Source organism: Cupriavidus sp. 01L415 (assembly GCF_056400065.1).
The window spans coordinates 1-11,173 of sequence record NZ_JBFTSP010000057.1; the positions used below are offsets into that span (position 1 = coordinate 1).

Sequence of the window (11,173 nt, forward strand, 5' to 3'; positions counted from 1 at the left end):
AACACCGGGGCGACGGCCGAGGGATCGGTCAGCAGCACGGCGCCGAGCGCGGCGATCGGCGCGAACAGGATCACGCTGAGTCCGCGATAGGCGGCAAACATCAGGAACGCCAGCGCGGCGAGCACGACAACAAAAGACATGAGGTCTCCGAGGATTTGTTCTTGGACGCGTCGAGGGGCCTCAGGCAGGCCGCCGCGCGTAGTTGTCCCCGTCTGTGTTTTGCGGGGGCCGCTTGCGATTGCACGCTTTGTGCCAGCGTCTAAAAATGCTTCATGCAGCCTTTTTCGCGTCAAAACGCGTGCGGCCGAAGGCTGCTGTCTCGATTTGAAGACTTCCCTCGGACGCGCGCGTCCACGATATGAGACACTCCGCGTCTCCGAATCGAGAACGACAGCAGCATGCAAAAGATCGCCGACGCGGGAGGCGCCCTCCTGTTTGACTACGACTACGTGGCCCGCCGGGCGATGGAGTCACTCTTCCGCACCTTCGAGAACTTCAGCGAGGGCACCTTCGTCGTCGACGAACATGCCCGCGTGGTGTGGATCAACAAGCGCTACGCCGCCCGCTTTGGCTTCAGCAATCCGCAGGAAGCCATCGGCCGGGATTGCGAACAGGTCATCCCCAACAGCCTGATGCGCGAGGTGGTGGCCACGGGCAAGCCGATCCTGCTGGACATCCTGGAGACGGACCGCGATCCGATGATCGTCACGCGCCTGCCGATCAAGGACGACGACGGCCGGACCATCGGCGCAGTGGGCTTTGCCTTGTTCGACGAACTCAAGGCGCTGACCCCGCTGTTCGCCCACTATTCGCGCGCGCAGTCCGAACTGGCCGCCGCGCGGCGATCGCTGGACCAGGCGCGCCGGGCCAAGTACACCTTTGCGAGCTTCGTCGGCGCCAGCCCGGCCGCGCAGGAGGTCAAGCGCCAGGGGCGGCGCGCGGCGCTGGTAGAGTCGCCGGTGCTGCTGCTCGGTGAAACCGGCACGGGCAAGGAACTGCTGGCGCACGGCATCCACGCGGGTTCCGCGCGCGCCGAGCAGCCGCTGGTCACGGTCAACGTGGCGGCCATCCCCGATACCTTGCTGGAAGTCGAGTTCTTTGGCGCCGCGCCGGGGGCCTATACGGGCGTCGACCGCAAGGGCCGCGTCGGCAAGTTCGAGCTGGCCGACGGCGGCACGCTGTTTCTCGACGAAGTCGGCGATATGCCGTTGATGCTGCAGAGCAAGCTGCTACGCGCCCTGCAGGACAAGGAGTTCGAACCGCTGGGGTCCAACCGCATCGTGCGCTCGGACGTGCGCATCATCGCCGCGACGTCGGCCGACCTGCCGGCCCTGGTCGCGGCCGGCAAGTTCCGCGCCGACCTCTATTACCGGCTCAATGTCCTGACGATCGAACTGCCCGCCCTGCGCGAGCGGCGATCCGACCTGCTGCCCCTAGCCTACGCCATCATCGAGGAGTTGTGCATCAAGGCGGAACGCAACGCGCCCGGCCTGTGCGAGGACGCGCTGCAACTGCTGGGCGAATACGACTGGCCGGGCAACGTGCGCGAATTACGTAATGTGCTGGAGCGCGTGGTGATGCTCTGCGACGAGGACACCATCGACGCCGCGACGCTGGCACCGCTGCTCGGCAGGCGCGCGGCAGCAACGTCTGTTGCGGCTGTTGCTTCCGTCACGCATGCGGCACTCGCGCCGGCGGACGCGCCGACCGAACCGGACGCGCCCAGCCTGACGCAGCCCGCTATCACACCAGCTGTCGCACCCGCTTCGCTCTCATCACCCTCATCTCCCCCGTCACCCGCCTTGCTCGCATCGGAGACGCCGACCGTTGCGCCAATGGCCGCGCAATCCTACGCAGAGGCCATGGCCCAGTTCGAAGCCGCCTTCCTCGCGCAAGCGCTCGACGCCTGCGGCGGACGCGTGGCGGACGCGGCCGCCCACATCGGCATCAGCCGGGCGGCGTTCTACAAGAAGCTGGCCGCGCTGAAGCCCGGTGCCGCCGACTCCGACGCGCCGGCCGAGCCGGCTTCCGCGGCATAAAAAGCCGAGAGCAGCCCCGGTATCCAGGTACTTACAGGTCGAATGAAATGTCCGAGGCAAGTTCCAGGTGGACACGGGGGCCGAAGCTCGCGATACCGGCCAGCGTCAGGTTGTGATGACGGACAATCTGATCCGCCGACAGAGCGGCGTTGCCTACGGTGGTATGGCCGTCCGCAATGAGCGTGACGGGAAAGCCGAGCGCCAGCGCGCGGCGCGTGGTGGTGTCGACGCAGTACTCGGTCTGCATGCCGCAGATCACCAGCGTCGATACGCCGCGCGCCTGCAAGGTCGCGATGAGGTCCGTACCGTGGAACGAATCGGGCGTGGTCTTGCGAATGCGCAGGTCGGAATCGTCTACCTTCAGGCCCTGGGCGAATTGCCAGGACTCCGAGCCGTGCTTGAGGAAGTCCGAGCCCGATTCATGCTGCACAAGAATGACGGGCAAGCCAGCCGCGCGCGCTTTCCCGGCAACGAGGTTGATGCGCTCGACCATCGCCTGCCAGCCGACACCGGCGTGAGCGCCCACGCAAAGCCCTTGCTGCACATCGATGATGATCAAGGCGGTAGTCATGGCGGGAAGCTGAGCGTTTATCGACGCTGAATATTACCCGACAGAAACCGTCGCAGAGCGCGTACATGCCCGGTGGCCAGCGTTTTCCGAGTGGAGGCAGCCTCCCATCTGATCACTGCCAAATGACTCAATCCGCAGACACCCAATCCAGCGGGTGCCGAAGCGGTCGCCAGCCTCAGTTCACCGGCGGAACCACAGCAGCGACAACCCGCACGCCGCGACCAGCAGCAGGACCGAGCCCGCCGCCAGAAAGGCACTGATCTCGACTTCCTTGCGCTCCAGCACAAAACGGGCGCTCAGCTGGCGATACACCTGCGTCAGGTCCGCGGCCGAGCCAGCCTGGAAGTACTCGCCGTCAGTGAGCGCCGCGACCTCGCGTAACGTGGATTCATCCAGCTGCATGGAGTAAGACAGGCTCGACACTGCCGCACCCGCATCCTGCGGCGTGCCGAAGCCCACGGTATAGACGCGCACGCCGCGCTGGGCGGCCATGCGCGCGGCGTCCAGAGGGTCCGGGCCGGTGGTGCGGCGACCATCGCTGAGCAGGATCACCGCACCGTGCCGGTAAGAGCCCGGCTGCACCTCCACCCCCTGCTGCTCACGCTTGCGGACGGCGTCCGCCGCGGCGGCCTCTGTCAGCGATCTGCCGCCGGACCCGGGTGCGAGCGACTCACCACTGAAGAGAATCGTTTCAAGGTCGATGCCATCGTCGGGGAACAACACCGCCAGCGCCTGGATCAGTCCGCTGCCGGTCGCCGTGCCGTGCTGGAGCTGGAAGCGATCGATCGCATCGAGCATGTCCATTCGCTTATCGGTGGGGGGCAGCACCACGGTCGCCGTGGCGGCAAAAGAGACAATGCCCAGGCGCACGCTGGCCGGCAGGCCAACGACGAGATCCCGCGCGGCATGCTGGGCGGCGCCGATCCGGGTGGGCGCGACGTCGGTCGCCGCCATGCTGCGTGATGTATCCATGGCCAGTACCAGTGTGATGGTATCGGACGGCAGCGTGATGGTCGCGGTAGGACGCGCGCAAGCCAGCAGGGCTGCGCCCAGGGCGAACAAGAAGAGTAGCGGCGGGATATGACGCCGCAGTCGTTGGCTGCGACCCAGCACGGCGCGCGGCAGCGCAAGACTGGTATACAACAGGGCGACTTTTTTGCGCCGCGCAATCAGGTACAGGTAAGCGGCTGCCAGCAGGGGAAGCGAGAGCAACAGCCAGAGCATCTGCGGCCAGAGAAACTGCATGCCCTGCTCCTTGGCGCCAGGGGGTAAGACGATGGTAGTGCATTTTCCACGTCGGGACGGAACCTCCATGGCAGCTATGAATGGTTCGGCAGGGACTCCCCTCGGCGTGGCATTGTCGCTTCCGACGCAACTCTGAGTCGAGGCACGGGCCGTTTTTCATTTGCATCGACCGGCCTAGAGTGAGCCCGTTTTGGATGACTTCAAATGGGCTAGCACTATGTCTTCTTTGTTCGATCCGTACGATCTTGGACCATTCCGCCTCAAGAACCGTGTTGTCATGGCACCCATGGAGCGCTCGCGCGCGCGCAACCCGGACTGGGCGCCACTGCTCGACACAGCCCGCTACTTTGCGCAGCGCGCGGGGGCCGGTCTCATCGTGACTGGCAGCATCGCCATCAGCGAATGGGCGCGTACCTGGGCGTTCGAGCCCGGCCTGTACACCCCGACCCAGATCAAGGCCTGGCGCCATGTCACAGGAGAGGTTCACGATCATGGCGGGGTGATCTTCGGGCAGATCAGGCATGGTGGTCGCGCGAGTCACGTTTCACATCAGCCGAATCGGCAGCCGACAGTCAGCTCTACCGACACCGGGGCGACGAAAGCGATTTCCATGGCGTTCGATGAGAGTGGCCAACCCGCCTTTCTGTTGCAAGGCAAGCCTCGTGCGTTGCGCACCGAGGAGGTGTCCCAGATCGTCGGGGAATTTGCTCAGGCTTCGCGCAATGCTCGCGAAGGTGGATTCGACGGCATCGAGATCCACGGTGCCAACGGTTATCTTCATGATCAGTTCATCAATGGAACGCTTAACACCCGCGACGACAGGTACGGCGGCTCGATCGCGAATCGTCTTCGCTTCACGCTTGAGACGGTCGATGCGGTTATCGACGCCATCGGTGCCGAGCGTACTGGCATCCGCCTGTCGCCCTTCGGCCGCTACAACGAAATGCCGGCTTTCGATGACCAGGCCGAGACGTACCTGACGCTTGCGTCCGAGCTCTCGAAACGCGGCATCGCCTATGTGCACATCAGCGACCAAACCCGATGGGCTGACGATGTCTCCATTCCCGAACATTTTCTCCGGGCGTTTCGCGGCGCCTTTCAGGGACCGTTGATCCTCGCCGGCGGCTATCTCCGGGATAACGGACAGGCAGCCATCGATTCGGGAGAGGCAGATCTGATTGGCATCGGGAAGCCCTTCATCGCGAATCCAGACCTGATCGAGCGCCTGCGCAACGGCTGGCCGCTCAACGAATGGGATGAGGAGACGTTCTATACGGCGGGAGCCAGGGGCTACACGGACTACAGCGTCTACGAGTAGGACGACAGCGTATCTCCCGCCCTGAAGTTTCTTCTCGCAATCGGGTGAACGCGGCGGGCAGACAGCGCTTTGCCGCTGCCCGACTGCTGGAGCGTAGCGTGCTTCCTCAACGTTCGCTCACGCGAGGCAAGCGCCTTATCGCCCGGGTGCGGCTACCGGGAATTGAAGCGCGCGGTCGAGCAGGGCATCGACAATGACGCGGATCTTTGCCGGCAACGTTGGCGTCCGGGCCCACAACAGGTTGATGGGCACCTCGCCGCCCGACATCCCGTCGAGCACGGTGACAAGATGGCCGCTTCTGATGTCATCTTGGACCATCCACAGCGGGAGCTGACCGAGCCCCTGCCCCGACTTGATCGTCGCTAGCACCATCTCGAAGTCGCACGCCCTGTGTTTGATCGGTACGGTATGCGGAACGACCGAGCCGTCAGGCTGCTTGAGCAACCATGCCAGACGACGCGTGGAATTCCAGCCGGCAATGCAATCGTGATCGGCAAGATCGGCCGCATGCTGGGGCGCGCCACGTGCCGCGACATACGCCGACGATCCACAAATGACCATGTGTTGCACGCCCAGCCTTCGAGCGACCAGATCCGTAGAGTCGCCGGGTTCGCCAATACGCACGGCGAGATCGATGCCCTCATCGATCAGATCGACCAGGCGGTCGGTGAAACTGACGTTGAGCTGCAAGGCGGGACATTGGGCCGCAACCTCGAGCAAGACCGGCATCACGTATAGCCGACCGAACGCGGTCGGGAGGTCGATGCGAACCTGACCCGCCGGGCAGTTCTGCGCGAGCTTCAAGATGTTCTCGCCGCGCTGTAGCTCATCCAACGCCGCCACGCAATGTTCCAGCCACGATTCGCCATAGGACGTCAGCGTAAGACGACGCGTCGTGCGGTGCAGTAACTTCGCATCAAGTCGTGCCTCAAGGCGCGAGACCGCGCGAGCGACCGCGGACTTCGTCAGACCAAGCTCATCGGCTGCAGAAGTAAAGGTACCCAATCGCGCAACCGCCACGAACTCTGCGATGCCATCGAACTGCAGGCTGGTAGGAAAATCGGAAGGCATATATCTCCAATGCCGGGATACCGGACGGCGCTTTCGAGCTTCGCATGTTCGAGCAGCCACTGCACCGTCCGAAGACTTTTCGTAGCCGCTGGCAGTTTAAACAAATCGCGCGAGGCAAAGCTGGTTCACGACGCCGCGCCACGGTTTTTCAGCGCTCAGAAACCTTGAGATGGTGAGATCGTTTTCGCGTTGATATTACACACGAGCTCGGGGGCAAGTTTGCCAATCAGCGCATTGCCAGTGACCGCTTTGCGCCTGCGGATTCAAGCGGTTGTTACCCGCCGGATGGCAAACGTCTCTAGCTGGCCGGTCTCTGAGCTCGGTCGGCGGGCACACGGGCGTGTAGGCACCAGAGGCAACTACCGAGAGGGGCCGGCTGCCGCCGTTGCACTTCAGCCAGCCGTGGGAAGTAACGGTCAGTCGCAGCGCGCCGGTCCAAGACGAGCACGAGGCCGCGTCGTCGGGAGGCGGTGATAGGGCAGGATAACGGAACACTTACCGAACTGGCTGCAAAGCGAGACGGAAGGCGTTTCTGTCTCGCTATGGCAGCCTTACTCAGGGAACCGGGCCCCGACGCTTTCCAAAGGCATTCTCAGGGAGTTGGTCAGGTAGCTAACGGTGTGGTAGAAGCCCGCCAGCATCAGCAGCTCGATGATCGCGTTTTCCGTAAAATTTTCACGCAATTCGTGCCACAGGGCATCGTTAATGTCGCTATCGCGATGTAAGGCATCACACAGACGGATCAGAAGACTGTCTTGTTTCGACCAACAGGCATCATCCGCTGTCCCGATTGCCGTCGAGCGGATTTGTTCGGCGGATAGTTCCGCCTGTTCTGCAAACACGACGACATGCACCCCCCACTCGTATTCGGAGCGGCACAGCGCGGTGGTCCGATCGATGACGATCTCTCGCTGGCGAACCGTCAGATTCCCCTTGTCCAGAAGTCCGCCGAAGAAGAACTTCTTGCATAAGCGCGGATCTCGAGCAAGGGTCGCGAACAAATGCAAAGGCGGCCGACCCTTCATCGTGTGCTCGATGAGTTGGGCAACGTCTTCGTCAAACGGAACTGTGGCTGGCGCAATACGGGCAGACATGGCATCTCCGGTGTAGGACTGTATGATTATCCAATTCGGGTGCTGTACAAAATACAGCACCCGCACCACCATCCTATTCCGCTCGCTGTACAAAGTAAAGCATGACGACACCTAAAGTTGGTCAGCCTGTCCGTGGCTCACAAACTGGACGCCCCATCATGGTTGCGCTCGACCTGCTTGGTCGGCGCACCGCGCTGCGCATACTGTGGGAACTGCGAGGAGACCCGATGACGTTTCGGGCTCTGCAAGAGGCGTGTGAAACGAACTCCCGTCTGCTCAACATGAGACTGGCTGAACTGAAGGAAGCTTGCCTGGTCGAGCACACCATCGGTGGCTATCGACTGACCAATCAAGGCAGGAGTCTTGGCGCGGCGCTGGAACCGCTGTCTGCATGGGCCGAGGAATGGGCGAAGCACCCAAATTTGGGTTGAGGGCGAGCCGGCGCAGACCTCTTTGATTCATGTCGGCAGCTCAGGGTGGGGCGGTGCAGTTGAAGCTCCTCGCCGCTAGCGGCGCCGATCGCCGACTTTCACGCTTGGACTTCGTCGGTCCTCGCCCCGCCACCGGCTTTCGCTGTGTCCAATTGCTGGACCGCTTCCGACCCTCGCGGTCATTCACACACTACTCAATGAACGACCGAAGTTCGGTCGACTCGGACGGCCAAGCAGAACACCGTGAGCGGCTCAAACTGGCCGGACTCTGTCGTCGGGCTACCCTTGCACGATCGTCCTGGTGCGAGAGGCAACTACCGACTGAGGAGCCGCTAGTGAAAGGCCGCTGTGCCGCGTTGTAACTATGTCAGTCTGATTCAAGACGACGGCGGTCCAGATCGACATATCTCGGCGCGACGCGGAAAGAAGTCGGCCAGTCCTGTTCGTGATCATCGATGATCTCTTACACGCCTGACTGAGTGAGAAGCTCACCGGCAGACGTGCCTAGCACGCTCGCGATCCTAGCCAAGTTGAGCACTGTCAGATTGTGTTCACCCCGCTCAATACCGCCAATGTAAGAGCGGTCCATATCTGTCGCGAGCGCCAATTCTTCTTGTGAAAACCCTTGGACCTTCCGAATAGCACGGACCGTCTTGCCAATGGATGCAAGTGCGGGGTTGCCAGAGTGTTTCGGTGAGGGTCTCGCCATGTGTCCGCTCGTTGCCGTCGCCATCCATCGACACTTCACGCCGGAGCAGGTGAGCGAATTCGCCTGGCGCATCCCCATTATTCTGTCGCAGGCTAGCGAAAAACCGAGCGGCGCTCTATTGAGAGCGAACCACGGCTCTCTGCACCAATGACAAATGCTGCGTGGCCGGGCCCCCGTGCTAGCCGCCTATTGGGCTTCTTGGCGCAACTGCTCTACCAATTCCTCGATGAGATATCGTCTGTGAGGCGTCAAGGTCTGAATCTTGTGGGCTAATGCTAGCAGTTCGGGGCCTACCTTCTCGGCCTTTCGCGGTTCTTGGCCTTTGGTGACTGGGGGCGGCCCATGGTGCAACCAATGCTCGGTCACCCGAAGCCATTCGGCCAAAACTGCAATCTTGTCTGAGGTCGGAATCGCTCTTCCTGACAACCACTTGTGCGTGGTCTGTGCCGAGACAGGCGTTCCCGATCTGTAGCGAAGATTGAACTGTAACGCGAGTTCGGTGGGACCGGAAATCTCCTGCTCGGCGCGGCGTAGCGCCAATCGCAGGCGATTAGAAAAGGCTTGCTTGTCGGCATCGGTGGGCATTTCGGCATTCTGTCTGGGCGTGCCGTTCTTTCGATCAACTGCGCGAGCTAAACATAGCTTTGTTAGTTTATAATTAGCTGGCTCAAGATAAGGACTCAGAAATCCAGATCTGTGTGCGGTGGACCCCACCACCCCAGTGCGAGCGCTTCATAGGACTACGCTATTGAGCTGCGGGTGTCATTGCAGCGGCCGCCGCGGCTCACGCTGCGGCGAAAAAGTGCTCAACGTTTTGGTACGCCGCGAACCCTTAACTCCGGCGCACGCTTGACCGGATCGAGGTGGCCTGCGCTTTGGGAGTGAGCCCAATATCGTCTAGCTCCGACTTGCGTGAACCTTCCAGGAGGCAATGACCATGATCCAACACCTCATCACCTCAGAACAGCGCGAGCAACTGCTCGCAAACGGCCACGCGTACGCGGCCGGTCACCGAAGCGACCCGCTGCCCGTAGTCCGGCTTTTTACCCCTGACGCGCATGCGACTTGGCTACTTGCCGCGCTGGACCCGGCCGATGGCGATACCGCCTACGGTCTGTGCGACGTGGGTATCGGCATGCCCGAACTGGGCCATGTGAAGCTGTCCGACCTTGCGTCCATCGTTGGGCCGCTCAAAAGGCCAATTCTTCGCGACCTGTACTTCCAGCCAACGCGATCGCTATCTGCGTACGCGCAGCTTGACGGTTCGATCCCCGACTGATCGTCGTCCTGGTGCGAGAGGCAACTACCGACTGAGGAGCCGCTAGTGAAAGGCCGCCGTGCCGCGTTGCGACTATTTCGGTCTGATTCAAGACGACGGCGGTCTGGATCGGCATATCTCGGCGCGGCGGGGAAGAAACTCAATCGAGAGCAGACCATTGCCCCACAGTGAACTATTCTCGGCCCGAATCGCTGCAGACGCTCGCGTCATACGACCTGGCCTGTCCGCGAGCTATGTCTGAGGCCGTGGGCGGCTGTACCCGATGTAATGGCAGCAACAGCAGACATCCACATCCTGAGAGCGCCGGTTTATCGCAGTCTCTGACGTTTGATTTCTTCGGGTTCCGCCGTGTTCGAGCGGCGTGTACCTGTCGGCTTCAGCGAAATTGTCAGTGGTTCGAACAGTTCGGCGAGTGTAATGCCGATGCAGTAACAGATGTTGGCCAAGGTCTCGACCGAGGGATTCGCGACGCCACGTTCCATCGCTGATATGTACGTGCGATCGACGAGCGCTTCGAATGCCAAGGTTTCCTGAGATTTCCCAGCCTTGATCCGAGAAGCCTTTAACCGGTGACCGAGGAGCGTCGCGACCGGATTCCGTTTGTGCTGACCCTTGCCTTTCATAGGCAAAAGGATGCCTATGAGCAGACTGATTCACGACGCTTTAAACACACCAATTCTTGATGTGTTTACTCTACAATCGCAAGACGTCAACTCAACCGACGGTTTACTGATGCGAATGCGCCGGACGGCATACACGCAGATGTTCGAGCACGAAATGGCGGCGCTGAACTTCCTGCGAAGCCCCTTCGCGGCCACTGCGGTGCGCTGGGGGAGGGAGATCTAACGCGTCGCAATCCGCTAATCCCGTCCGTCAGCGGCCGGATCGCAGTGTCGACGGTCCGTGCTTTGGGCACCCTCTTGCTTTGGCTTGCTGTGGAACTTTCCAGGAGGTAATAACCATGATCCAACCCCTCATCACCGCAGAACAACGCGCGCGGTTGCTCGCAAACGGCCAGGCATACGCAGCCGGCCACGGAAGCGACCCGCTGCCCGTGGTGCGGCTGTTCACGCCGGATGCGCATGCGACCTGGCTACTGGCCGCGCTGGACCCGGCCGATGGAGACACCGCCTACGGGCTGTGCGACGTGGGTATCGGCATGCCCGAACTGGGCCACGTAAGGCTGTCCGACCTGGCATCCATCGTTGGACCGCTCAAAAGGCCGGTTCTTCGCGACCTGTACTTCCGGCCAAACCGATCGCTATCGGCGTACGCGCAGCTGGCGCAGCTTGACGGTTCGATCCCCGACTGATCGAACGCGCCGGCCTTCTGCTAGCGGACCGGCCGCCCTCTGCTGCGCCTCATTGGTTGCAGCAGGGGCGTCGATTCCGCACAAGGCGACCAGCATGGAAAGAC

General features: G+C 61.9%; 13 protein-coding genes and 1 pseudogene. 6 read left to right on the forward strand and 8 right to left on the reverse strand.

The annotated features are described in order from the left end of the window. A pseudogene (locus AC1DOX_RS30470) lies at window positions 1-140 on the reverse strand (GntP family permease); the annotation flags it as partial. Window positions 141-398: 258 nt separating this feature from the next. On the opposite strand from AC1DOX_RS30470, the gene AC1DOX_RS30475 reads away from it, so the two are divergent. Further along, window positions 399-2,039 (forward strand): sigma-54 interaction domain-containing protein, encoded by a 1,641-nt coding sequence (locus tag AC1DOX_RS30475; RefSeq protein ID WP_441624552.1) that lies wholly within the window; start codon window positions 399-401, stop codon window positions 2,037-2,039. 31 nt (window positions 2,040-2,070) lie between these two features. Here the strand turns inward: AC1DOX_RS30475 and AC1DOX_RS30480 are convergent, their stop codons facing one another. Continuing rightward, on the reverse strand, window positions 2,071-2,610 hold the full coding sequence (locus AC1DOX_RS30480; protein ID WP_441624553.1) for a cysteine hydrolase family protein: 540 nt from the start codon (window positions 2,608-2,610) through the stop codon (window positions 2,071-2,073). 180 nt (window positions 2,611-2,790) lie between these two features. Next, window positions 2,791-3,855: a VWA domain-containing protein gene (locus AC1DOX_RS30485; RefSeq protein WP_441624554.1), complete on the reverse strand. Its 1,065-nt coding sequence runs from the start codon at window positions 3,853-3,855 to the stop codon at window positions 2,791-2,793. Window positions 3,856-4,072: 217 nt separating this feature from the next. Here AC1DOX_RS30485 and AC1DOX_RS30490 point away from each other — a divergent pair, with 217 nt between their 5' ends. Next, the gene (locus tag AC1DOX_RS30490; RefSeq protein ID WP_441624555.1) at window positions 4,073-5,173 is read left to right on the forward strand and encodes an alkene reductase; all 1,101 of its coding nucleotides are present in this window, start codon (window positions 4,073-4,075) and stop codon (window positions 5,171-5,173) included. A gap of 135 nt (window positions 5,174-5,308) precedes the next feature. On the opposite strand, the gene AC1DOX_RS30495 is transcribed toward AC1DOX_RS30490, so the two are convergent. Both AC1DOX_RS30495 and AC1DOX_RS30500 read right to left on the reverse strand, forming a co-directional pair. Further along, complete coding sequence (locus AC1DOX_RS30495) at window positions 5,309-6,244, reverse strand: LysR family transcriptional regulator (RefSeq protein WP_441624556.1); 936 nt, start codon at window positions 6,242-6,244, stop codon at window positions 5,309-5,311. A 551-nt stretch (window positions 6,245-6,795) separates the two neighbouring features. Then, window positions 6,796-7,338, reverse strand: a complete 543-nt coding sequence (locus AC1DOX_RS30500; RefSeq protein ID WP_441624557.1) for a carboxymuconolactone decarboxylase family protein — start codon at window positions 7,336-7,338, stop codon at window positions 6,796-6,798. Between the two features lie 158 nt (window positions 7,339-7,496). Between AC1DOX_RS30500 and AC1DOX_RS30505 the strand changes: the two genes are divergently transcribed. Beyond that, window positions 7,497-7,769 carry a winged helix-turn-helix transcriptional regulator gene (locus AC1DOX_RS30505; RefSeq protein ID WP_441624558.1) on the forward strand — a complete coding sequence of 91 codons (273 nt, stop codon included), beginning with the start codon at window positions 7,497-7,499 and terminating at the stop codon, window positions 7,767-7,769. Window positions 7,770-8,232: 463 nt separating this feature from the next. Here AC1DOX_RS30505 and AC1DOX_RS30510 read toward each other — a convergent pair whose 3' ends face one another. Both AC1DOX_RS30510 and AC1DOX_RS30515 read right to left on the reverse strand, forming a co-directional pair. Further along, window positions 8,233-8,556, reverse strand: a complete 324-nt coding sequence (locus AC1DOX_RS30510) for a helix-turn-helix domain-containing protein (RefSeq protein WP_441624559.1) — start codon at window positions 8,554-8,556, stop codon at window positions 8,233-8,235. 108 nt (window positions 8,557-8,664) lie between these two features. Continuing rightward, window positions 8,665-9,063 carry a transcriptional regulator gene (locus AC1DOX_RS30515; protein WP_441624560.1) on the reverse strand — a complete coding sequence of 133 codons (399 nt, stop codon included), beginning with the start codon at window positions 9,061-9,063 and terminating at the stop codon, window positions 8,665-8,667. 352 nt (window positions 9,064-9,415) lie between these two features. Between AC1DOX_RS30515 and AC1DOX_RS30520 the strand changes: the two genes are divergently transcribed. After that, entirely contained in the window at window positions 9,416-9,757 is a 342-nt protein-coding gene (locus tag AC1DOX_RS30520) for a DUF2958 domain-containing protein (protein WP_441624561.1), read from the forward strand. Window positions 9,758-10,065: 308 nt separating this feature from the next. Here the strand turns inward: AC1DOX_RS30520 and AC1DOX_RS30525 are convergent, their stop codons facing one another. Then, on the reverse strand, window positions 10,066-10,380 hold the full coding sequence (locus AC1DOX_RS30525) for a helix-turn-helix domain-containing protein (RefSeq protein WP_441624562.1): 315 nt from the start codon (window positions 10,378-10,380) through the stop codon (window positions 10,066-10,068). A 16-nt stretch (window positions 10,381-10,396) separates the two neighbouring features. Between AC1DOX_RS30525 and AC1DOX_RS30530 the strand changes: the two genes are divergently transcribed. Beyond that, complete coding sequence (locus tag AC1DOX_RS30530; protein WP_441624563.1) at window positions 10,397-10,603, forward strand: hypothetical protein; 207 nt, start codon at window positions 10,397-10,399, stop codon at window positions 10,601-10,603. Between the two features lie 115 nt (window positions 10,604-10,718). Next, window positions 10,719-11,069 (forward strand): DUF2958 domain-containing protein, encoded by a 351-nt coding sequence (locus AC1DOX_RS30535; RefSeq protein ID WP_477101660.1) that lies wholly within the window; start codon window positions 10,719-10,721, stop codon window positions 11,067-11,069. Window positions 11,070-11,173: the final 104 nt, after the last annotated feature.